The organism is Pantoea sp. Ap-967 (assembly GCF_011752565.1).
In the GTDB taxonomy this organism is placed as follows: Bacteria; Pseudomonadota; Gammaproteobacteria; order Pseudomonadales; family Pseudomonadaceae; genus Aquipseudomonas.
This window is the reverse complement of sequence record NZ_VWXK01000026.1, coordinates 67,262-89,561: the sequence shown is the minus strand read 5'-3', so window position 1 is coordinate 89,561 and position 22,300 is coordinate 67,262. Positions and strand designations below refer to the sequence as shown.

The window sequence follows — 22,300 nt, the reverse complement described above, 5'->3', positions numbered from 1 at the left end:
GAATGGGAGCCATTGGAAAGTCATCCGCATATTACTGTTCAGACTATGGTTTGGACGAGGCAGTGACCTCACCCCTAAAAGGGTTGCAGCTAGGCCATCGCAATGTGACTTCCCTGGACGCTTACGGGCCAGCAGAGACTCGTCGCATCACGATCGCTAACACGTCCCAGCTGAATGCCAATTTAAGCAACGCGACTGGCTCGCTGAGGTGCCGTAGCAAGTTGTATTGCTCTTCCCACGCCCCGTGCCAAGGCCTGAGGTATCGACTCTCCCGAGCGAGTATCGAAAGCTTCCTCATGGAGCGCCATGCCGGAGCCGGCATAAATACCAATGAACATCTCGATGTGGTCAGTTCGGGATCTCCGTACCTGAACATCGATTGTCCTGCCTTCGCTCAGCGCTTCGTTGTGAGTTCTGTGATAGAGGGTCGGGTCAGCCCATTGCCAGAAAACGTCACCACGAATTCGCATACCTTTAGGCTATATATGGTGTGGTTTCACGGTAGCGCAGGTAGGTGGCGATGTGATCACAGGTACGCAGATTTGCTGTTCATATTGTGACGAAATATAACGCAAGGCGCGGGTGGCAGCGATCAGCAGGGCTCGGGTTGGCCAAGGATTTGGAAAGCTCTTAAAAGGTTGCTCCTGAGCGCCGACTTGCACCATCTGCCCACGTTTATCAGTGTTCCATAGGAGCGAAGACGAGCGACATCGAGCACCACTTGGCGACCCCTTTTTCTCATCACAAATTGTCGAGCTTCAGTGGGCGTAGGGTTCAGACGCTTGGCCCCTGGCAGCTCAATTTCTGGGGCGGTACCCGCTTGGCTGTACACTGATATCTTCTGAATATGCAGTGCTTGCTGTGCACATTGCAGGACGCGCTGAGCAAGACTGCGATCTTTCGCGGAGCCTATATCCCGCTCCACCACAAGGCAGGCCGCCGCGAGCACCTCTGCGATTAACTGCTCGGCTTGTTCCTTGTTCTGATTTGGCATGGCTACCCTCGCATTGCTCGAAACCCCAGGCGCGTAAGGTTCCTGGTCTCATTTCAAGCCTGGAAATCATCTCAGATAGACCCGAGCGCTCTGCATCATTCAGCACTGTCCACTCGAATTCGATTAGGCCGCTGTTCCATAGTGATTCTTGCTCAACCTGGAGGGATCAGGCCACAGACGCGGGCAAAAAACGGACAACAATGGTGCCAATACCCTTTAGGGACGGTAGCCAGATCGTACGCGGTGCTAAGGTGAACCGGAGCTTTTGGGCTGCTAAAGATAATGAAAGCTCTTGCAAGTCCACCTTACGAACCCATAGCGTTCGCGATGATAGGGCAGGGCACTGCCTGTGCCGAAGATTGGCCCGCCTCAGCATTGATGCAGCGGTGCATTTCGTGGAGTTGTGCTATATCAATGTCTTTCGCGTGAGTAGCGCACCTGGTACGCGTCCACGCTTCAACGGAATGAGTTATGACCGATTACGCCTGCAGAGAATGCGTGTCTGAGCGATACCTCCAAGAAACACTCGATTTTGAGGTTGAAGCATCTTGCAGTTTTTGTGGCTCTGAAACGGACGTGATTGGCGTCGGTGAGCTGGTTGAAGCTTGCGAGACGGCACTTCATGCTAGCTTCCAGTATGTGCATCAACCGATGTCGGTGGTGCTCTACCACCGCCCGCACGTCGGTGAGCATCTGTATGATGTGCTACACAGAATGCTCGGTTGCTCCAACGAGTTGACGACGAGTATCGGTGAGAAGCTTCTTGACGCATGGAGTGATTGGAACGACGACGACCCTCACTTCAACGAAGGTGTGACGGCAACCACAGAGATGTCTCGCGCCTGGTCGGAGATGGAGCGCAGCCTGCGCGACGAAGCACGAATTGTTAACCCCACCGTCGCGCGCGTATTGGAAGAAGTCTTCGGTGAGATCGAGCAACTCAACATAGATGAGTCGGCCTCTGCCATCCTCACCATCGCTCCTGACCACCCTTTGAATCAGTTTCACCGTGCTCGTGTTTTCTCGAATCATGATGGTGTTGCGGATGCGCTTGCCCATCCTGAGCGCTTCTTGGGGCCGCCGCCACCCGGTGTTGGTGCAGCAGGGCGGATGAATGCCAAGGGTGTGTCAGTGTTTTATGGCGCCACCGATGTGCAGACCGCTATCGCTGAGGTGCGTCCGCCTGTAGGTAGCCTGGTGGTGACAGCCACCTTCAAGGTCTACCGCCCCCTTCGCCTGTTGAACCTTGCGGGCCTAAGTAAGATTCGGCCTAGCCGAGATTTGAGTTTCTTCCAAGAGGAGCGCATTGAGCAGGCTCATCGCTGTGCTTTCCTCAGCGAGTTGCAGCAACAACTGCTTTTGCCTGTGATGCCCGAAATGGTGGATCAAGGTTACCTCATCACTCAGGCGGTCGCTGATTTCCTGTCGACACATCCGAAGCTGAACCTCGACGGGATCTACTTTCCTTCAATCCAGGTTTCCAAGCGAGACGATGCATCCTCAGGGCACAATGTAATCTTGTTCAACAAGGCATCGGGCGTTCTCAATAGCGAGAAAGGTGATCCGACGTGCCACGTCAATCTCTGGGACAGTTCCGAAGACGGCACCTTTTATGCTCCCGAATTTTGGCCCCAGGATGACGACGCAGAGGGGGAGGCAATTGACTCCAGTGCTCGTGAGAGTGGGGCACGACGCTCCCCCCCTGCACTTGAGCTCAATCGGAGCGAGATTTACATCCACGAAGTGAAGGGTGTTCGTTTTGACACGAATGACTCGGACGTTGCATACCATGGCCCTCTTGCTTGCAGCAACGTTGACCCGGCCTTTTGATTCAGGGGTAGACGAGCAATCGTGGGGAGTCCATTCGAGCACTGACCAGATCGCCGTGTCAGGGTCGCTTGGCGCTCCAGGCTCTCCAGATATTGAATCTTGAGTTGATCAACCATCGGTTTGAGCACCGAATTGTCCTTGAATTCAACCAGCAGCTCGTCAATGGCAGCCAAGGTTTGCTGGGTCGCCAGCTCGATGCTGGCGGGGAGGGCAGGGTCGTAACAAATGGCCTCCAGCCTTCAGTCAAGTTGCGCAAGCGCAGTCAAAGCAGCCTTCATTTGGGCAAAAGCTTCGTCTGATACTGACTGCATTATTCACCATCCCTAGCGAGCGGTATGCTGACTCAAAGCCGACACAAAATTGTAGGCTACGGCTGCTGGCGGAGATGGCTGATTTGCTGGGAGGTGACGTTATGCAAAACTGCAAGGTTGTTGCGGAAGTCGGTTAGAGGGGCTTGAGTCTGGGAATCTTAAGTCGGAGGCCTGATACGCCTCGCCAGTGACCGCACCTGTTAATGCAGCCTCTACCGAAGCGTACCGAACATGCTTCATCTGCCCTGTTCAAGGGATTGAAGAGACCGTCAGCTATGAAAAAGCTCGGGGTTACGTTCTATCGTCTCCATGAGAGCGTCGTCCGTTGTCAGCCCTGCCCGAATCAGTTCCGCGAATGCCTCCAATGCAGCCATGGATGTGTTCATTTCCAAAGTGTCTTGCATGAAGGCCGTCGCGATTTCAGGATATTCGCCACTCGTCTTCTGTGGTCCGCCCAGTCGCTCGAACATTTTCAGTACGGCTGCTCCATTGAAGTACTCGTCGATCCCGAACACCTCACTAAAAACCATGCCTAATGTACCGACGATGTGCGCTTGCTGGCGATTCCAGTCGTTTCTAAGCTCTCCCTCCTGCTTGGACAGCTCAAGCTGCTTGCGAATATTTCCCGGAATAGTGGCGGTAGCACGTCGATCGCTATAGTAGCTGCGCCTGGACAACGCCGCCGCATCTCGGGCCACCTTCCACATGATGAACCACATCTGGGCCACACTGTGCGTGTGCAATCCATGACGAATAGTGCTTCGAATTTTGGTCAAATCCGCAAGCTCGATCTCCAAGTTGTGAAGATCGCACTGATCGATCAGGTACCAGAGGACGTCATCACATGCGTATTCAAGCCATAGATTCCACAGCGTTTCAGAATCGGTAAATGCACGATCCATGATCCGCTCAAACACGTCTTGACCACAGCCTAGCTCGGCATCAGGTAGAAGGAACAACTGCGCTTCATCAAGCAGGAGGCGAAGCTCCTCATCTTCCAGGAAGTAGGTGCCGGGATGAGCAGCCATGGGGTCGTCACCTAGCACACCTTGCTCATACAGACGGTTGATGAATGGGCCGGGGTTGTAGGGCGTCAAATCGCGACACTGCGCGTGAGTAAATCTGCCATTCCACAGACGTGGCCCGACCGAGTCATACAGCGCGCGCAGCACCAAAGCAGCATCGTCTTTAAGCTGGCTGTACACGATGGTTTGACGTTTCGTATATGCGATGTGAGAGGTAAGGCGTGCATCAAGCTCGGCCCTTGCCGCAGCCTCTGCCGCTTGCTTTTTCCTGATCATTACCTCAAAGCATTCGTGACAGGGGCGATAGGATTTGCGAAGTGACTTCTTTACATCTGAGCGCGCACTCGCCGGAATGAGCTTGCCACACTCGCACACATGGTTGTGGTCACGCGCGGTAGCGATCTTGCGCACGAACTTGGCTAATTGCGCAGATTGCGTTAGCTCGCGGAAGGGTACGAGTTCCTTCAGCGGCGCCAAAAACTCACACGACTCATTCATCGCCCAGTAGCGTGTGGCTAGCTCGATCTCTTCTGGATCGGTCGTCAAAAACTCAAGCGTTACAGCCATGTAGATACAACCTAAGTAGTTTCAATGGTGTTAGGCATCCGTCGTTGTGTGCCTGTTCGTGCTCGACCGCCAGGAAGCCCAACCTTCCAATCAGTCCACGCCAGCAGCATCTGCTTGGCGGACGCCCCGGGGCAATGTATGCAAAACTCGACCACTATGAAAGCTGGCCAGCTTAAGAATTGACGATCACGTTCGGCCCTAAGCCTTTCAGATAAGGACATCCAGATGCCAGCCCAGCAACCCTGCCTCATTTATCTCGATAGCTGTGATTACTCCAACCTCAGTCATCCCAAGCTTGACTCGGCGAAAGCTGAACAATTGGCCGGACTGAGGTCGCTCAAAAAGCTCGGTGATGCTGTGTTTGTATACTCGGGCGCCCATATCTCCGAAATGTCGCCCTTGGATCAGCAGTATGCCGATGCCGCAATTGCACGGACGCAGCTGATGGTCGAGCTCTGTGGCCGTTCTACGATGATCTCTTACGATCGGCTGATGCGAGCGGAGCTGACTCGCTTGCTGGAGCGTGACTCGCAGCGAGTGAATGTTCTTGATACCAACGGCGGCTGGTTTCCCGATATGGGGTCACTGATCAGTCCTTTGGATGATCTGGATTTGAAGAGGCATATAAATGACGAAGTGGACAAGCATCAACTGAACCGCAAACAGCGAAGGATGTTGAATGCCGCAATGGTGAAAGGCGGCGGCATTCGCGGCAGCTTTGAGCAACGTGCCGGCGAAATGGATATGACGGAGTTGCTCACCCAGATTCCAATGCGGCCTAGAGATGCACTGGTGATCAAGCGCTACGTCATGGGTAACGCGACGCGTCAGCAGGCCGACGAGGTGTTCCTAGAATGCCTGCGTGATCCGACTTTCATGGCACAGTGGTTCATCAACCATCACCATCAGATGGGCGCAATCATCCAGTGGGTCAGACGCCCTGCTCAGCAGCTTCTGGACAATTGCAATCAGGCGCTGGTGGATCTTGCTGCAAACTTTGCCAAGCTTCCGGAGGATGAGCGCGCCAAAGCTATGAAAGGTGTCAGTGGAGAGCGCTGGGTGAAGCTGAAAAAGCGAGGGATGCTCGATATCGTGAATCGAGGGATGGCTGGTCTTTTCCCAGGTGCACCTGAGTGTGATGACGTCAGTTTGATAGAGCAATATTGCCCAGGCATATTCGTATGCATTAGCGCATTCTACGATTCGCTTAGGAACTCGCTCGGGGAGAATGGGCGTCTACTCAAAGGCAGTGATTTCGTCGACACCATCCACGCACTCTACATCCCGTACGTATCGTACTTTCGAGCCGATCGTTACATGTGCGGCGTGTTGCAGCCGTTGGCGGCGCGCTATGGAAGCCAGGTGGTGGAGTCGCCTGCCAAGCTCCTCCACGCTCTGGAAGCGCTTTGATTGCTTGCTTCAGGCGCAGACGGCGAGATCAACGTCTTCGCTAATATGGCCCACATGGTTCGGGAAGTGCGCGCCTATGATCGATGCCCTGTTGTAGAGATGGCGCCTGACAGCGCTTGAGCATGCATGTAGACATTCGCCAAGCCGGAAGTCCTACTCATTGCTGAGCAAGACGAGGGCTTCATTTGGCAGACCTTTCGGCTTCAACTTTGCTACTGGAAGCCAGGGCAATGGCCGTTAAACATCGGTTGCTGGGGTTGACAAGCTCAGAGTCCGAGATCCTCCTGGAGCACGTGCTCGATCAGGCACTCAGGTGCAATGTCCATGCGTATCAGCTCCCTCATGAGGTTCCTAGTGATACTTTTCCAGCCGGAAAGATCAAAATAGAAATCTGATTCTTGGCTGCCAATCAAACAGGGGTATTCTTCACGGATTAGGATTTGAATCTGGATCGAAAATATGCAGATATGCATTTGGCTATGAGTCAGCCAGTATTCGAAGAAATCCTGACCAAAAATCGGCTCTTTAGATGTGGCTTTGCTAATGATCTCTTTTCGTTTGTTTTTAGAAATGCTCGATGTGGCTAGGCTCCATGTTTCGAACAGACGCTCCGGCTCACAGTTTTCGTATATTCCCTCGATCTGTGAAGCTATGGCATCTTTCCTGTAGTACTGCGTGATGGTAGTGGGTGTATGGCCCAGTGCGGCTCTAATCGCGCGAATAGAGGCCAGATGGTTGTTTTGCTGCGATTGCTTCTGCTTGAGGTAGGCATGCACCAGTGCTTTGCGAAGGAGGTGAAAAGGCCGAGTGGAGTTCGATGCCTGTAGCCTAGATTGTTCGCGCTTAGACAGCATGTCAGTGCCTCCTCAGATGCTTATTTTCGTGGTTTAGGGAACGGCAGGACATTTTCGTGTTGGCTGAAAATTTCTTCGTTGCTGCGCAGCGCACGTTGTGCCTCATCCAGCGCTCTAATCAACATAAGCTCTCTGCTCAGCGACTCTATATAACGGGACTCAAAATCTTTGGCCTTGGCTTTCGCTTTCTTGGTTTTTAGCTGTGCGTCCTTGGCTTTCCCTTGGCCAGGCGCTAGGCGTTCGGCCATTTGCTCGGCCATTTTCGTGATGTCCTCGATGAGTGGAATGAAAATGTCCCTGTCCTTTCTGATACTGCTCGGGGATTTTCCTGCTTCTAGTGCAACATTTTTGATGGTCATCTTAGAGTCTTTAGGCAACACGTTTGTGGTGTTATTAAAAATTCGATATGCTGCCTCGTAATAAGCGTTCAGCGTTGGTTGATTTGAATTTCCAAAAGTCATGTCAATCTCCTTCTGCGTATCAAGATGGGATCAGCCACGGGCAATGACGCGGTCACGCATAGCTTTAAAGTCTTCGAGATTCTGGAGCTCTGCCCGGTATTCGATGGTGCCTGGCTGGAGCTCCGCCAGGTCAAATTCCATGATTTCTATCGTCTCTGCCATCTTCGCCTCCTGTCCCACAAAGCTCTTGCAGGAGCTGCAGAAATCCATCTTCGCGTGGGCACGTTTGTCACATGGGACAAGAGAAGCGCAACCGCCTGCAGGAGTTTCCTCATACGCTATCAGCCCGAGATCTACTTGGCGTTTGGTCTGCTCTTCTGTGCCAGGCAGCCAGACCGAATCTTTGCGCATTTCCATGGCTCGACGACCAGCGAATCCATACATCTGTTCTGCGGACTTGAGCACATCTCGAATGTACAGTGCGGCGTCAGCCTCCTGCTTAGCTCTCTTGAGTTCACGCGTAAGTTGCGGATTGAGGTCGCTGAACAGGTAGTTCTTGGCTGAGCACCCCTTCATGTAATAAGCGGACATGACTTTGGTGATGTGCCGAAGCAGGCGTTTGAGCGAGGGCAGGGTGATCAGGCCACTCTGGCCGGCAAATACGGCGATTGAACGGCGAAATTGGTGCGAAGTGACACGCCAAGGTTTGCCGATCTGAAATTTCTTGTCATCACGCCAGTTGCGAAAGGGGTCGATGGTCTCCAGTTCACAAATGTCAGCCTCGGTAATGATAACCTCAGGCAACGCTTTATCATAATTAATTCTACTGACCACTGTCTCGTTCGAAACTTTACTGGAGAGTAGATTTGAAGCCGCCAGAAGTAACCAGTCAGTGTCTGCATCGTTCTCCATGTGCGATGCTACAAATTTTTGAATGGATTGAAGAACCTCCACGGGTTTGCAGATGTCTTGGGTGGTAATCCACTTGGCATTGGTTCTCTCTCTTTCCAATTTAGTCGATGTGCCACAAACGTACAGGGCTTCGTTGTTCCAGCCTCGAATGGGTTCCAAACAATCTACTGGGAGATTGATGGCTTCAGAATCCCGCATGAGCGTGAAAAGATGGATCAGGCACTTGGCGCAATGTTGTACAAGTGCTAAAAAGTGGGGGATACTAGCAATTGTTCTCCAGTTATACTTTTTTGCAAGTGCTGTCAGTTTGTATTTTTCGACTACTTTCCAGAATGTGGGTGGGTCTTGAATGTAAGCCGCCTTTTTTTCAGTGGAGAGCGCGGCGAATTCGTCTGGAGAAAATAAGCGACTACGCTTGCCTCTGCCTAAAAATCGATCTTCGACCGTGGCGTTATAAAATGCGTATATGGCCTGGCTGTGCTGGTGGTAATCCTTGATGCAGTCATTATACTGTTTGTATTTGGCCCACAATATTCTGCTGGGCATAACTGGGTGTTGCTGTCCTTCATTTGTTTCTTCTCGTATTATTTTTTTGAGGAACGGTAGGATAGTGCCGTCGATCGTAAAGCCTCTCTCTCTAGTGTCTAAGCTGCTCAGTGTTCGAATGAGGCCGCTAAAACTTCTGTGACAAGAAGTTGGCATGGCTGACACAGCTTGTTCAAATATTTTTTTGGAGCCGAATATGTCCAGAATTCGTAGTTTGTTTTTGAGGGCGAACATATTCAGGTGGCGAAGTGCTGCTAACTGAGCTTGCATGCTCGACAAACGCATAGGCTTGCCAGTTTGGGGGGAGTTTGAGAACATCTTGATAGTGAAAAGTCGTTTGCAGGTTGCGACATTTTCTGAGTTTACCTTTAGTGCTTTTTCTTCTTTCTCTGATTCTCCAGCGCTATTGGACTCGCCTGAACGGTCTGTTATGCGAAATGGCAAGAAATTAAAGTATGGGTTGTCTGAGACGCTGTAGGCGAATGCTGGAAGAAACCATTCGTCGTCGTCAAATACAGAGATTACATTTCCCTCAATTGATCGTGACATCACCAAGCCTGGGCCGATGCGGGAAAGACTCATTCCGGAATAAACATCAGTTAGCAGGTGTGCCTTCTGCTGCGGGAATGCAGGGCTATTACTGGGCTTTTTACGCTGAATGCTCATTTCATCACCTTCAACTGAATCATACGATGGTAGAAGCGCTTCCAGTAGTCCGAGAGTTTAAACTCGTTGTTGATTTCGGCACTCACCCGGTCAACTACGACGGCCATCTCTGGTCGTTTTTCAAGAAGCTCGGTGATGATGCGGTCAATCTGCGCTATCGCTGCGCCGTGAACCCGATCGAACTGGCTTTTGTCCTCGCAGCAGTTCAGATACTCCATGATAACAAAGCGCATACTGAGGAGCTTACGAATTGACGCTTCGTTAGCGTGAGTTCGAAATTGGGTGCAGTAAATACAGCCTTCAAAGTTTTTGCAGTTGGGTTCATAGTCTGGAGGAGGAGGAACAGCATCGGAGCGCCCTTCAGTATCGGCGCAATCACCTGCGGGTATCTCTTCACCGGAGTAGTCATCTAGCAATTCAACTAGGCGCTTCATCATCGCGGTGATCTCAGCGATCGCTGTTGTTTCGTTAGCGTTCGCGTAGCTCTTGAATACTGTGACCTCGCTCGTTTGCATCAAGGCCGAAACCACTTGAATGGGATAACCTTGAGAAAGTAAGAAGTTGCTTTTGTACTTTCTGAGCTTTTGGTAACTCAAACCCTTGAAGTCAAGGATCAAGAAGTTTTTTATCCTGAAGTTAAGGCTTTTGATTTCGGCCTCGCGCAGCCTTCCATCCGCCTTGGCTTCGTAAACAGTCATTCCCACAAAAAGGTATTCATTTTGGGTGTTTTCGCAAATAAATTTGCGCAGGCGAATAAACTTATCTAAATGCTTAACGAATGTCTTTTTGATGGAAAGCCTAATTTCGCGGCCACCTGCTCGCATTTTGATGCCCACAAAGCCTTTCTCGTTTGAGTCAAAGGTTTCATAGCTGCCGTCAAACGGTAAATCCCTCAACGGCTGCTCGTTGATTCCACTGTTAGCGACGAAAAGAGGAATGAAAGCATCATGTGCGAGCTTCGCCAGCTGCATACGTTTCAAGTGACGTTTATCGTCATTTGCTGCCTTGATTGCTGCATGCCCCTCGTCAAGCTGATATCGCACGTGGTGCGGAAGAGTTGAACTGAACTGCTTCGCTTCTTCGAAAGTGCGGACTCTTCCTCGCTCGTAGTCCCATTTGACACCAAGGCGTGGACTGGATGTCGCAGCTAATAATTCCGCGCTAATGAAAGGTATATCTCCCGGCAGCAGCCAGATGTACTCAGCCATGAAAGGAATTTGGGCGGGATATTTTTTGAAATTGAGCAGGAAATCAGTCAAGCCATCAAATAGGTATTGGAGGGGGGTGAGGTAGGCTTCAATTTCATGTTTGAGAGGAGGCTCTGTTGGCGACTGGCTTCTTGTATCGTTGGAGGGCCGGGGCAGGTCGTCATGGAAGTTGACTGTGCTCTGGGGGAAGAATACGGGCCCACTGTGCAGCGCCTCTGATCGCAGGCGAGTGAGGGTGGCGCTAGATTTTTGTAATTTGAAAGTGTTCAGTTCCTGCGTATAGGCTTGCAGAGCCACATGATAGTTCTCTGGAGATTTGAGAAAGTCGCTGAAGTCGTTTCGCTCTGCCCAGTTAAAAAAGCTGTTTAGCTTGCTAGCATTCTGAGAAATGGTATAGCCACTGTTTCTTGTGTAGTAGAGCGTGACATTGTGTACAACCCACTCGCGCATGGCCTTGGAGCGCTCGGGGCGAAAGGTACTTAGGTCTACCCTCTTGATCCGAGTCCTCCTTCCATCGTTCCGACTTTGGTAGCACAATGCTCCAATGTCGAAGCTACGGCTGTCGGTGAATCTCAGCACAAGTTCCTCAATTTTAGTTGAGGAAATTAACCGCTGGCACTCATCCAGTTCGAAATCCCGGAGGTCTATTTCTTGAATTTTACGATCGACATACCTCATGTCGTCTCATTGCCTCAGTAATCACGCCCTCAAGATGAGATTCAAACTCTGACTGGGCGTGGGCAACCAGAGGATGATCAGTTCTAAATCTCAAGTAGCGTAGAGATACATCAATGCTACTGTGATTTAGTCTTCCTCTAACCAAGTCCAGCAGATCGGTTTGCGTGACTTTGTCTTCTTCGTGAGTATTCATATGATCCTCGATTAAGTTCATGCCGAATGTGGCGCGCAAATCATGAAACCGATATTTGAACTCCTGGTGCAGTTTTCTGAGTTCCTCGCGGATTCGATTGGTGAATTGACGGATGGCGGAACCCCGTTCGTTTGAATAGTCGAAAAGCTCGCTGTCTTCTTCGGCAACGTAGTACGGCTTGCCTGTTCTGGTCAGGAAGACGTATTGGTCGCTGTTCTCTTCAATTGGTGATTTCATGGCTCTCTCTTTGTATCGTTTGGAGTTCAAGTAAGTTGTCAATCGATAGTGCACCCAAGCAGGCATCAATACCGTTTGGCTTTTGTTTCCTTTTGCACCTACTTTGGTCTGACCACCAATCGCAATACCATACAGAGCTTCGCGATTCTCATCGTCTGGTGAACCTACGTCTTGGCGAATACAATGAAAGCGTAGGTTCAGGATTGACTGGAGCCTCATGCCTGTGGTCAAGGCCACGGTATAAATTAGCAGCATTTCTGGGTTCTGCAACCTCACTAATGCATCAATTAAGTAACGCTGATTTTCGCGGCTGATTGGATATAGCTTTCCTCCATCTTCTATATAGGATCCGTCGTTGATCTCTTTCGTTGCATGAAAGGTCAGGTCGGTGGTGGTGACCTCTTTCGACTGTGGGAAACCATGCCGGTCGGTATATGTAATACGTTTAGTGGAGCTCTGCCACATGGATTGCTGAGGTCTGAAGCGCCCTGAGGTCACCAACCAGCGATAGAAGCCAACCATACTCGTGGTCTTTCGATTGGCTGTTCTTTTACCTAGGGCCTGGCCGGTTCTTTGGTTTTTTGGGGTTCCTTGACTTCCACTCCCCGATGAACCGCTCCGATTTTTTCGCAAGATTGCCCGCTTCAGTACCGACTGGTAGTGGTAGGTCGGGCGGCTGTACACCTCACCCTCGAAATTCAGGTAGTGCCTCCCGCCAACCATGGTCTCGTTCATGAAATTGCACAGGTCGCCCGCGATGTTCTCGACCGTCGCGGTCTTTCTCCCGAGCTCCGCTGAGAGGTAGTACAGATACAAGCTCCCGTCGGGCCAGATGCTTCCGTCGGGTTGGAGAATCACGTACAGCGTGTTGATGCTGCTGTCCTGGAGAGGAATGCGTTCAACGGGGTAGGGCTCGATACCCAGGCCGTCCTCTGAGATACCACCCACCCAGTCCATAGCTTTGTCCGGGGCGCAGGGTTGCCAGAGCTTGACGTTTTTGAGCTTTACCTTGGCGTAGAAGCCATTGGATTCCTGGGAGGATTCGGGAGGAATATGTGAGCTCATTGGACATCATCCGAGCGAAGATGTCTGTCAATTCAAGATGAGCTCACGGGTGCTGTCAAATGACGGGAGCTCACGCGTAGATCGGGTTTTCGTCACCATGACCTATCAGCACAGCTACGCCCAGTCCATAGCCGAACCTGCCGCCTTCTGGGCCGAACAGGCCGCCGAGCTGGCCTGGTTCCGCGCGCCTTCCCAGGCCTTGCAAGCCAACGCCGACGGCACCCACCGCTGGTTTGCCGACGGCCGCCTGAACAGCTGCTACCTGGCCCTCGACCGGCAGATCGAGCTGGGCCGTGGCGAGCAGCTGGCGTTGATCTACGACTCGCCAGTGACCGGTGTGCAGCAGGCCTTTACCTACCACCAACTGCGTGACGAAGTGGCGCGCCTGGCCGGGCTTTTGCGGCAACTGGGCGTGGGCAAGGGCGATGGGGTAATCATCTACATGCCCATGGCGCCCCAGGCGGCCATGGCCATGCTGGCCTGCGCGCGCATCGGCGCGGTGCATTCGGTGGTGTTCGGTGGCTTTGCCGCCAACGAGCTGGCCCTGCGCATCGACGATGCACGGCCAGCGCTGCTGCTCACCGCCTCGTGCGGGCTGGAGTTCGACCGGGTGATCGAGTACAAGCCGCTGGTCGACCGGGCGCTGCAGCTGGCCCAGCATCAACCGCGCCATGTGCTGGTGCTGCAGCGGCCCCAGGCCCACGCGCACTTGCAACCGGGGCGTGACCTGGACTGGCAGCAGGCGCTGGCTGGCGCCGCGCCGGTGCCACCGGTGGAGCTGGATGCCGCTGACCCGCTGTACATCATGTACACCTCCGGCACCACCGGCAAACCCAAGGGCGTCGTGCGTGAAAACGGCGGCAACGCCGTGGCCCTGAGCTATGCGATGAAGCAGGTGTATGGCATGCAGGCGGGTGATGTGTGGTGGGGCATTTCCGATGTGGGCTGGGTGGTCGGCCACTCGCTGATCGTCTACGGGCCGTTGATGAGCGGGTGCACCACGGTATTCTACGAAGGCAAGCCGATTCGCACCCCGGATGCCTCGGCATACTGGCGTGTGGTGGAGCAGTACCGGGTGAACGCGCTGTTCTGCGCCCCCACCGCCATGCGTGCCATCCGCAAGGAAGACCCACACGGCGAGTTGATCGCCAAGCACGACCTCAGTTCCTTGCGCCAGTTGTTCCTGGCCGGGGAAAAGCTCGACTCCAGCACCCACGAATGGCTGGAGCGGGTCACCGGCAAACCGGTGCACGACCACTGGTGGCAAACCGAGACCGGCTGGCCGGTGACCGCCCCCTGCGTGGGCTTGGCGGGCAGTGCGGCGCGGCCGGGGTCGAGCAACCGCGCAGTGCCGGGCTACCACGTGCAGGTACTGGACGACGACGGTCGCCTGCTGGGGCCCAACCAGCAGGGGGCGATCGTGATCGCCCTGCCATTGCCACCGGGGTGCAGCCAAACCTTGTGGGGCGATCACCCGCGCTACCTGCAGGCTTACCTGCAGGCGTACCCGGGGTACTACCACACCGGCGACGGGGGCTTTCTCGACGAGGACGGTTTCGTCTACATCATGGGCCGCACGGACGATGTGATAAACGTCTCCGGGCATCGCCTGTCCACCGGGGAGATGGAAGACCTGGTCGCCCGCCACCCGGCGGTGGCCGAATGCGCGGTGATTGGCGTGTTTGATGAGATCAAGGGCCAGGTGCCGCTGGCGCTGGTGGTGCTCAAGGATGGCGAGGGTATTGGCGAGGCGCAGCTGTTGGTGGAACTGGTGGGCAGCGTGCGCGAGGAGATCGGCGCGCTGGCGTGCTTCAACCGGGTAAGGCGGGTGAAGCGGCTGCCCAAGACGCGGTCGGGGAAAATTTTGCGGGCGGTACTGCGCAAGATTGCCGATGGGCAGGATTATGTACCGCCCTCGACCCTGGATGACCCGGCGGTGCTCGGGGAGATCGAGGCGGTGCTGGCGGACTTGCCCAGGGCGGGGTGATCGCCTAAAGGCAACGCACCCCCCGTAGGAGCGAGCGTAGCTCGCGATGGGGCACGCACCGGCCCCAAGCGTTGTTGCGCCGCGAACGGGCCGGATCAGGCAATAGCGCCCTCAGGCCCCACCTGATGCAACTGCCCCAACCGGCTGCGGGTGCGCATCAGGTCGGCCAGCGGCCCGCCCAGGCTTTGCGCCAGGGGCCGGGTGCCGATCACCGTTACCTGCCGGTCCTGGTCATACAGCACATCCACCAGGTTGACGAAGCGTTGCTGCGCAGCCAGTGAGCACTCCGCCAGGTCATCCAGCCCCTCGATCACCCACTCGTCGTACTGCCCGGCCAACACCAGGTAGTCGATCACTGCGGTGGCCTTTTCGCACAGGTCGTCGAACGCCAGCACCACCCGCCGGCCATCGATGGCCAGCGCGCGCAAGGGCCGCTTGTTCACTTCCAGCACCACCGGTTGTTGATCCGGCAGCTTCAGTGTCTGGCGCTGGGCTGCATCGCCCGGCCATACATAGTGGCCCTGGGTGAAACGCTGATGCTCGCGGTTGGCCGGCAGGCTGCGAAAGTCCGTGTCACCTCCCACTTCAAGCACTTCCATTGAGCTGTGGATCAGGCGAATCACCGGCAGGAAGCGCTCGTGGTAAAGCGGGTTGGGCAACAACCCTTCGGGCGCGTAGTTGGACGTTACCAGCAGGAAGATGCCGCGGGCGAACAGGGCGTTGAACAGGCGAGTGAGCAGCATGGCATCGCCGATGTCATGCACATGGAACTCATCGAAGCACAGCACCCGGCAGCCGCCCAGCAGCTCATCGAGGGTCGCGCCCAGGGCGTCGTCCAGCAGACGGTGCTGGTGCATGCCCTGGTGCAGGCGGGCAAAGAAGTCGTGAAAGTGCAGGCGCTGTTTGGCCTCGACCGGCACGGCCTGGAAGAAGCCGTCCAGCAGCCAGCTTTTGCCGCGCCCCACCGAGCCATACAGGTAAAGGCTGCGCGGTTGGCCCTCTTCAAGCTGCGCCAGTTGCGCCGCCATGCTGCGGATGACCCGGCGCTGGCCCTCGCTGAGCTGGTAGCCGCGGCTGGCGGCCTTGTCTTCGAACCAGGCAAGCAGTTCGCAGTGCTGCGGCGCGGCGGTACGCAGGCGCTGGCCGAGTTGGCGCAGCGGGGCAGGGATCCAGGCGGACAAGACGAAGCCTCCTTGGGCGATGGCAGGGCAGGGCGCAGCTTGCCCGAGGACGGCGCGTTTGACCAATACAAAAAATGCCAGGCATCGATCGCCTGGCTCGATAGCTCAGGCCTTGCGCTGCAACTGGCGCTCGATCATGTACTTGATGCTGAGCCGGCGCTCCTTGAGGTGGCGCAGGTCGTCGTCCTGGAAATTGCCGGCCGAGATGGACTCGGCCGCCAGTACCTGGTTGTCGATATCCACGTACTCGTCGAGCAGGCGGTCCAGGGCCGGGTCTTGCTGGCGACGCTGCTGAACGATCTCGCGGGGGTAGTGCAGGTCCTGGTAGAGGTCGTGGGAGACGGGCATGAAATCCTCCTTGGTCAATGCAGTTGGCTTATCTGATTGGAAGGGAGGAATGCCAATGTGTTGAAGCGAAGCGGCAGAAATGCGACGGATGGTGCCCTGGAGACCGCAAAACCGGCTCGCGAACACTAACTTGCTGTTTTAAGGCATTTTTTTTCACGTAGGGGGTTCACAGACTGAAACTTTGTTGTTAAAGTGCCGCGCATTCCAAGACAACAACCCAGTTGTCACCTAATTGGAATTGTCAGAGCAGCATCAGCTGCATCCGATACAGGGGCGTCGCCAAGCGGTAAGGCAGCAGGTTTTGATCCTGCCATGCGTTGGTTCGAATCCAGCCGCCCCTGCCATTTTTCCTATCGAATTCTTTATTCAGTGCAGACAACGGTCGGCGCTGGGTTTTGGCGTTTTCGGGTTTCCTGTTTTGGCCCTATCGCGAGCTGCGCTCGCTCCTACCGAGGGCGGTGCGGTCCTGGTAGGCGCGAGCGCAGCTCGCGATAGGGCCGAAACAGGTAGCGCCTGGCTACCCGCCCACCCGCAACAACTCATTCAACACCCGCGCCAGCTCATCGGCCTGCACCGGTTTCTGCATCACCAGGCTCCGCGGCAACTCCAGCCCACCCAGCTCGGCATACCCGGTGAGGAACACCACCGGCAGTTGCGGATAACGCTCGCGTGCCGCCAGCGCCAGTTGGGCACCGTTGAAGGCCGGCATGGCGAAGTCGGTCAGCAGCAGGTCGATGCCGTCATCCAGCAACGCCAGCGCCTGTTCGCCACTGTGCGCCTGGCGCACCTGGTAGCCATACTGGCGCAGCACATCGCCGAGCATGTCGCGCACCAGGTGGTCATCGTCCACCAACAGCACCGTGCGGTCGCGGCCACTGTCGGCAGCCGACTGCACCGCCCCGGCTGCGACTGGCTCGTTTGGCATGTCATGTTTCACCGCCGGCAGGTAAACGGCCACCTGGGTGCCGTGCCCAGGCTCGGTGTCGATGCGCACGCCACCGCCGGACTGCTTGGCAAAGCCAAATACCTGGGCCAGGCCCAGGCCCGAGCCCTTGCCGATGTCCTTGGTGGTGAAGAACGGTTCGAATACCTTGGCCAGGACGTCTTCGCTCATGCCGCAGCCGGTGTCGCGGATGCTCAGCATCACGTACTCGCCAGGCTCCGGGTCTTCCGGGCGTTGCGGGCGGGCGCTGATGCGGGTGTTGCGGGTAGCCAGGGTCAGCTGGCCGCCGTCGGGCATGGCGTCGCGGGCGTTGATCGCCAGGTTGAGGATGATCATCTCGGTCTGGGTCGGGTCCGTCAGCGCCTGCCACAGGCTGTGGTCCAGGTCCAGGCTTACCGCGATGCTGCCACCGAGGGTGCGGCTGAGCAGGTCCTCAAGGCCGGTGAGGGTGCGGTTGAGGTTCAGCGGCACCGGTTCCAGGCGCTGGCGGCGGGAGAATGCCAGCAACTGCGAGGTCAGCTTGGCGCCGCGCTCGCCGGCTTCGCGAATGTGCGTGAGGCGGCTGCGGGCCTTGCCCAGGTCGCCCTTGCCCAGGTCGCGCTCAAGGAAACTGGCGCCGGTGAGGATCACCGTCAGCAGGTTGTTGAAGTCGTGGGCAACGCCAGCGGTGAGCTGGCCCACCGCTTCCAGGCGCTGCATCTGCTGCAGCGCCGCTTCGATGCGTTCGCGCTCGGTGATCTGTTCGCGTAGGCGGCTGTTGGCCTCGGCCAGGCCCAGGGCGGTTTCCCGTTCGCTGGTGATGTCCCGGGCCACCACGTAGAGCAAGGTGTCTTCCGGCACCACCACCCACGACAGCCAGCGCAGCTGGCCACTGGCATGCTGGATGCGGCCAACGAAGCGCGCACTGGTGCGGCCATGGGCAAGTGCGGCCAGTTCGGTCAGCAGCGCTTCCTGGTCAGCTTCAGGCAACAGGTGCAGCAGTGAGGCCTGGCTCAGGCGTTCGCGGGAGAAGCCCAGGCTGGCTTCCCACGCCGGGTTGAGGGCGACCGGGGTCAGGTCCTTGTTGAGTACCGCCAGCAAGTCCTGGGACAACTCCCAGGCGCGGTCGCGCTCGCGGGTACGCCGCTCGACCCGCTCGCCGAGCATTTCGTTGAGCTGCTTGAGCGCCTGGGTGGCCTGGCGCTGGGTGTGGATGTCCTGCAGCACGCCGGAGAAGCGCACGCACTGGCCATCGACGAACTGGCACTGGCCACTGCTGAGCAGCCAGCGCGGCTCCTGGCCAGCAGGCGGTGCGATGCGCAACTCGACCCGGTACAGGCCATCGCTGTCCGGGCGCATGGCCTGCTCCACGGCTTGGCGCACGCGCGCGCGGTCGGGCGGGTAGATACCGGCGTAGAACACGTCCAGGTTCATCTCGGTATCGGCTGGCAAGCCGAACAAGGCCTTGCAGCGGTCGTCCCAGACCAGCAGGCCCTGCTGCGGGCGGTAATCCCAGGTGCCCATGCCGGCGGCGTCAATGGCAATGCGCGCACGTGCTTCGACGTCGGCCAGGGCTTCTTCGGCGCGGCGCCGGCGCTGGCGCTCCTGCACTTCGGTGAGGGCGCGGCGCACGGCCTTGGGCAGCAGCGGCAGGTTCTTTTTCAGCACATAGTCGGTGGCACCCAGGCGGATCATTTCCACCGCGTGCTCTTCGCCATAAATGCCGGACAGGAAGATGAACGGCGTGTCCGGTGCCAGGCGCTGGGCGATGGCCAGCACGTCGGTGCCGGAGGAGCCGGGTAGCACGCAGTCGCAGAGAATCAGGTCGAAATGGCTGGCGAGCAGGGCATGCTCGACGCCGACATGGTCGAACACCAGGTGCGACTGTACCTGCAGGCCGCTGCGCTCAAGGCGCATCAAGGCCAGCTCGGCGTCCATCGAGCTGTCTTCGACCATCAGCAGTTTCAGGGGCGTTGGCTGCATCTGGCGCTGGCCTCAGTGGCTGCCACGGCGGTTCAGGCGCAGCGAGCCGGGTGGCGGCTCGTTGAGCACCGCCCAGAACACGCCCAGGTCGGAAATGGCAGCGACGAATGCCTTGAACTCCACGGGCTTGACCACGTAGGCGTTAACCCCAAGCTCATAGGCGCGCAGCAGGTCAGGCTCCTCGCGCGAGGAGGTCAGCATCACGGTCGGGATGCTGCGCAGGTCGGCGGTGGCGCGCACGGTCTTGAGCACTTCCAGGCCATCGACCTTGGGCAGTTTCAGGTCCAGCAGCAGCACCGCCGGGTTGCCGTCGTCGCGTTCGGCGTAGGCGTTGCGGCGCAGCAGGTAGTCCAGGGCATCGGCGCCGTCACGCAGAACGATCACCTCGTTGGCCAACTGGCTGCGCTCAAGGGCCAGGAGCGTGAGCTCCAGGTCCCGGGGGTTGTCTTCGACCAGCAAAATGGGCTTGAGCATGATGGTACGGGTGCCTCAGGGGGTCGCTGGGTGACGGGGTAGGGTGAAGTGGAAGCTGGCGCCCCGGTCGATCTGGCCTTCGGCCCAGACCCGGCCATCGTGGCGCTCGATGATGCGCCTGACGCTGGCCAGGCCAATGCCGGTGCCTTCGAATTCTTCCATGCGGTGCAGGCGCTGGAATACGCCGAACAGCTTGTTGGCGTAGGCCATGTCGAAGCCGACGCCATTGTCTTGAATATAGATCTCGGTTTCCCCGGCGTGCTGCCGGGCGCCCACGGTGATGCGCGCAGGCTCGCGGCCACGGGTGTACTTGATGGCGTTGGCGACCAGGTTGTGCAGGGCCAGGTTGATGAACGCAGGGTCGGCGATGACCTTGGGCAGCTTGGCGATGTTCCAGACGATTTCCCGGCCTTCGTAGTCGGGCGCCAGTTCCTGGCGGATGGTTTGCACCAGGGCATTGAGGTCGACGTCCGACAGGCGCAGCGCCGAGCGGCCCATTTGCGAGAAATTGAGCAGGTTATCCACCAGGCTGCCGGCAAACCGCGCCGCTTCCTCGATGTGCTGCAGGTAGCGCTTGCCGCGCTCGCTCAGGCCCTGGCCTTCGATTTCACCCAGCAGTTCGGTGTAGCCGGCAATGTGCCGCAGCGGTGCGCGCAGGTCGTGGGACACGCTGTACGAGAAGGCTTCCAGCTCCTTGTTCGAACGGCGTAGCTCGTTGGCCAGCTGGGCCATTTCCTCGGCCTTGCGCAGCACGATGCCGAGCACGGCGGAGCGCAATTCAAGCACGCCTTCGAGCACCAGCGGGTCCCAGGGCTCGCAGTAGCCACTGAGCTGTTCCTGCCAACGGACGAAGCTGTGCCGCGGGTCGAGCGCGCCGTGGGCGCCGATGTGTTTGTCGGGGCGGCCGGCCCAGTCGACGTTGCGCACCTGTTCGGCCCGGAACCACAGCAGGTAGTGGGAGTGGATTTGCGAGATGGCCACCGCCAGTACCCCGCCGGCATGGGACGCCAGCTCCGGCAGGTCGTCGACATCGCGGCCGAGGTTGTCGGTGTGGAACACCGCTTCCTCGCCGCGCTGGGCCAGCCAGTGCACCAGGGCGTTGACCTGGGCGGCGGGCGGGGTTTGGCCGATCAGGTCGCAGCGCTCGGCGGAGATCACCGCGGCACCGTTGGCACCGGCGAACGCCAGCAGCACCTCGGGCAGGTCGAGCAGGCCGGCACTGACGCTGTCGTGGTCGGCCATCGACGAGATCATGCGCACGATGTGCTGGCGCAGGTAGAGCAACTGGCGGGTCTTGGCGTGGGCCTCGCGCGACTCGATCTGCAGCGACAACACGCTGGCCAGCAATTCGCACGCGGTGCGGGTGCGAAAGTCCACCGGCTGGGGCTGGGCGTGGTGGCAGGAAATCAGCCCCCACAGCTGGTCGTCGACCACGATCGACAGTGACATCGACGCCAGCGTGCCCATGTTGCGCATGTACTGCAGGTGCACCGGCGACACGCTGCGCAGGGCGGCGAAGCTCATGTCCAACGGCTTGCCTGTGCGCGGGTTGATGGCCGGGTGCAGGGGGGATGCAGTGTAGTTGGCGTCTTCGATCACGCGAATGCGGTTGACCCGGTACAGTTCACGGGCCTGGCGCGGGATGTCTGCGGCAGGAAAGCGCAGGCCCAGGTAGCGCGGGTAGTCGGCGTCGGCCACTTCGGCAAGCACCTGGCCGTTACCTTCGGCATCGAAACGGTAGGCCTTGACCCGGCCGAAGCCGGTGATGCGCTTGAGCTGCACCACGCACTGCTGCAGCAGGGCCTCCAGGCTGTCGGCATTGTGCAGGCTGCTGACGAAGCCGCGTACCAGCGGGTAATAGTCGCCTGTGTCGGCCATGCTGGCGGGTTGTCGGCAGGGTTCGAATTCGGCGATCAGCACCTGGTCGTGGCGGTGCGCAAGCAGGCGCAGCGGCGCACTGTAGGGCGCGCCCTGGCGCAGGTGCAGGTCACCGATATGGAACGGGAAGGCTTCGTCGCCGGGCAGGCGCTGCAGGTGCTGGCGCAGGTCGAAGCTTTCGCTGACCACGTCGGTGAAGGTGCAGCCGAGCAGTTCATTGGCCGGCACCCCCAGCCACTGCGCGACGTTTTCACTGGCCTGGAGGATGCGCAGGTCGTGTTCGTCCAGTACCAGCAGAAAACCGTGCGGCTGGATGCTACCGGGCACCTGGATCGGCTCCTGGGCGCAGCGCTCCACGGCTGCGGCTAGCGCGGTGTCTGCTGTGGTCAATGGAAACGCTCCTGTGTTCAGGTACCGGCCGGGTATAGCCCTGCACCGTAACAGAATGCGGGGTGTTTTGCCGGTTCATGGCTTTTGAGGGCTTGTGCGGGTTGGGGTTCGGTTTGGGGGGTGGAAAATCTTTGGGGCGGTGGGGTCCGGCTGGGGAGTTGGGTTGGCCGTGAGATCGAGCGCCGCCCGCGCGGCGCTTCGCGAGCTTTGCTCGCTCCTACGTTTGTTTCGGGCCAGTTA

At 57.4% G+C, this 22,300-nt stretch carries 15 protein-coding genes and 1 tRNA gene; 4 read left to right on the top strand and 12 right to left on the bottom strand.

What is annotated here, in order from left to right; all coding sequences use genetic code 11:
• Positions 1 to 592 precede the first annotated feature (592 nt).
• Positions 593 to 994, bottom strand: a complete 402-nt coding sequence (locus F3J45_RS22800) for a hypothetical protein (RefSeq protein WP_167068275.1) — start codon at positions 992 to 994, stop codon at positions 593 to 595.
• Positions 995 to 1,465: 471 nt separating this feature from the next.
• Here F3J45_RS22800 and F3J45_RS22795 point away from each other — a divergent pair, with 471 nt between their 5' ends.
• Positions 1,466 to 2,824 carry an RES family NAD+ phosphorylase gene (locus F3J45_RS22795; RefSeq protein ID WP_167068272.1) on the top strand — a complete coding sequence of 453 codons (1,359 nt, stop codon included), beginning with the start codon at positions 1,466 to 1,468 and terminating at the stop codon, positions 2,822 to 2,824.
• Positions 2,825 to 3,404: 580 nt separating this feature from the next.
• On the opposite strand, the gene F3J45_RS22790 is transcribed toward F3J45_RS22795, so the two are convergent.
• Complete coding sequence (locus F3J45_RS22790; protein ID WP_167068269.1) at positions 3,405 to 4,727, bottom strand: hypothetical protein; 1,323 nt, start codon at positions 4,725 to 4,727, stop codon at positions 3,405 to 3,407.
• Positions 4,728 to 4,952: 225 nt separating this feature from the next.
• Between F3J45_RS22790 and F3J45_RS22785 the strand changes: the two genes are divergently transcribed.
• Positions 4,953 to 6,137 carry a hypothetical protein gene (locus F3J45_RS22785; protein WP_167068266.1) on the top strand — a complete coding sequence of 395 codons (1,185 nt, stop codon included), beginning with the start codon at positions 4,953 to 4,955 and terminating at the stop codon, positions 6,135 to 6,137.
• A gap of 266 nt (positions 6,138 to 6,403) precedes the next feature.
• Here the strand turns inward: F3J45_RS22785 and F3J45_RS22780 are convergent, their stop codons facing one another.
• The 5 genes from F3J45_RS22780 to F3J45_RS22760 are packed head-to-tail and all read right to left on the bottom strand — an operon-like array spanning position 6,404 to position 12,897.
• Complete coding sequence (locus tag F3J45_RS22780; RefSeq protein ID WP_167068263.1) at positions 6,404 to 6,991, bottom strand: hypothetical protein; 588 nt, start codon at positions 6,989 to 6,991, stop codon at positions 6,404 to 6,406.
• 20 nt (positions 6,992 to 7,011) lie between these two features.
• Positions 7,012 to 7,452, bottom strand: a complete 441-nt coding sequence (locus tag F3J45_RS22775; protein WP_167068260.1) for a hypothetical protein — start codon at positions 7,450 to 7,452, stop codon at positions 7,012 to 7,014.
• Positions 7,453 to 7,482: 30 nt separating this feature from the next.
• Positions 7,483 to 9,516 carry an integrase gene (locus tag F3J45_RS22770; RefSeq protein ID WP_167068257.1) on the bottom strand — a complete coding sequence of 678 codons (2,034 nt, stop codon included), beginning with the start codon at positions 9,514 to 9,516 and terminating at the stop codon, positions 7,483 to 7,485.
• The gene (locus tag F3J45_RS22765) at positions 9,513 to 11,402 is read right to left on the bottom strand and encodes an integrase (protein ID WP_167068254.1); all 1,890 of its coding nucleotides are present in this window, start codon (positions 11,400 to 11,402) and stop codon (positions 9,513 to 9,515) included. The genes F3J45_RS22770 and F3J45_RS22765 overlap by 4 nt, the downstream gene beginning before the upstream one ends.
• Complete coding sequence (locus F3J45_RS22760; RefSeq protein ID WP_167068251.1) at positions 11,383 to 12,897, bottom strand: site-specific integrase; 1,515 nt, start codon at positions 12,895 to 12,897, stop codon at positions 11,383 to 11,385. Before F3J45_RS22760 ends, F3J45_RS22765 begins: the two co-directional genes overlap by 20 nt.
• Before the next feature lie 97 nt (positions 12,898 to 12,994).
• On the opposite strand from F3J45_RS22760, the gene F3J45_RS22755 reads away from it, so the two are divergent.
• Positions 12,995 to 14,884 carry a propionyl-CoA synthetase gene (locus tag F3J45_RS22755; protein WP_167068248.1) on the top strand — a complete coding sequence of 630 codons (1,890 nt, stop codon included), beginning with the start codon at positions 12,995 to 12,997 and terminating at the stop codon, positions 14,882 to 14,884.
• Between the two features lie 95 nt (positions 14,885 to 14,979).
• On the opposite strand, the gene zapE is transcribed toward F3J45_RS22755, so the two are convergent.
• Positions 14,980 to 16,065, bottom strand: coding sequence for a cell division protein ZapE (gene zapE / locus F3J45_RS22750; RefSeq protein WP_167068245.1), 1,086 nt, complete (start codon positions 16,063 to 16,065; stop codon positions 14,980 to 14,982).
• A 105-nt stretch (positions 16,066 to 16,170) separates the two neighbouring features.
• Complete coding sequence (locus F3J45_RS22745) at positions 16,171 to 16,413, bottom strand: hypothetical protein (RefSeq protein WP_167068242.1); 243 nt, start codon at positions 16,411 to 16,413, stop codon at positions 16,171 to 16,173.
• Between the two features lie 269 nt (positions 16,414 to 16,682).
• Here F3J45_RS22745 and F3J45_RS22740 point away from each other — a divergent pair.
• Positions 16,683 to 16,757 (top strand) — tRNA-Gln (locus F3J45_RS22740).
• Between the two features lie 173 nt (positions 16,758 to 16,930).
• Here the strand turns inward: F3J45_RS22740 and F3J45_RS22735 are convergent.
• Genes F3J45_RS22735 through F3J45_RS22725 form a run of 3 tightly spaced genes read right to left on the bottom strand, consistent with a single transcriptional unit; the run spans position 16,931 to position 22,060 of the window.
• Positions 16,931 to 19,318 carry a response regulator gene (locus F3J45_RS22735; RefSeq protein ID WP_167068238.1) on the bottom strand — a complete coding sequence of 796 codons (2,388 nt, stop codon included), beginning with the start codon at positions 19,316 to 19,318 and terminating at the stop codon, positions 16,931 to 16,933.
• A 12-nt stretch (positions 19,319 to 19,330) separates the two neighbouring features.
• Positions 19,331 to 19,792 carry a response regulator gene (locus tag F3J45_RS22730; RefSeq protein ID WP_167068235.1) on the bottom strand — a complete coding sequence of 154 codons (462 nt, stop codon included), beginning with the start codon at positions 19,790 to 19,792 and terminating at the stop codon, positions 19,331 to 19,333.
• A gap of 15 nt (positions 19,793 to 19,807) precedes the next feature.
• A complete protein-coding gene (locus tag F3J45_RS22725; protein WP_167068232.1) occupies positions 19,808 to 22,060 on the bottom strand; it encodes an ATP-binding protein in 2,253 nt (750 codons plus the stop codon).
• Positions 22,061 to 22,300: the final 240 nt, after the last annotated feature.

Excerpts from the sequence above, each read along its gene's own strand:
- F3J45_RS22800 (WP_167068275.1), bottom strand. The coding sequence starts at position 994 with ATGCCAAATCAGAACAAGGAACAAGCCGAGCAGTTAATCGCAGAGGTG.
- F3J45_RS22795 (WP_167068272.1), top strand. The coding sequence starts at position 1,466 with ATGACCGATTACGCCTGCAGAGAATGCGTGTCTGAGCGATACCTCCAA.
- F3J45_RS22790 (WP_167068269.1), bottom strand. The coding sequence starts at position 4,727 with ATGGCTGTAACGCTTGAGTTTTTGACGACCGATCCAGAAGAGATCGAG.
- F3J45_RS22785 (WP_167068266.1), top strand. The coding sequence starts at position 4,953 with ATGCCAGCCCAGCAACCCTGCCTCATTTATCTCGATAGCTGTGATTAC.
- F3J45_RS22780 (WP_167068263.1), bottom strand. The coding sequence starts at position 6,991 with ATGCTGTCTAAGCGCGAACAATCTAGGCTACAGGCATCGAACTCCACT.
- F3J45_RS22775 (WP_167068260.1), bottom strand. The coding sequence starts at position 7,452 with ATGACTTTTGGAAATTCAAATCAACCAACGCTGAACGCTTATTACGAG.
- F3J45_RS22770 (WP_167068257.1), bottom strand. The coding sequence starts at position 9,516 with ATGAGCATTCAGCGTAAAAAGCCCAGTAATAGCCCTGCATTCCCGCAG.
- F3J45_RS22765 (WP_167068254.1), bottom strand. The coding sequence starts at position 11,402 with ATGAGGTATGTCGATCGTAAAATTCAAGAAATAGACCTCCGGGATTTC.
- F3J45_RS22760 (WP_167068251.1), bottom strand. The coding sequence starts at position 12,897 with ATGAGCTCACATATTCCTCCCGAATCCTCCCAGGAATCCAATGGCTTC.
- F3J45_RS22755 (WP_167068248.1), top strand. The coding sequence starts at position 12,995 with ATGACCTATCAGCACAGCTACGCCCAGTCCATAGCCGAACCTGCCGCC.
- F3J45_RS22745 (WP_167068242.1), bottom strand. The coding sequence starts at position 16,413 with ATGCCCGTCTCCCACGACCTCTACCAGGACCTGCACTACCCCCGCGAG.
- F3J45_RS22735 (WP_167068238.1), bottom strand. The coding sequence starts at position 19,318 with ATGCAGCCAACGCCCCTGAAACTGCTGATGGTCGAAGACAGCTCGATG.
- F3J45_RS22730 (WP_167068235.1), bottom strand. The coding sequence starts at position 19,792 with ATGCTCAAGCCCATTTTGCTGGTCGAAGACAACCCCCGGGACCTGGAG.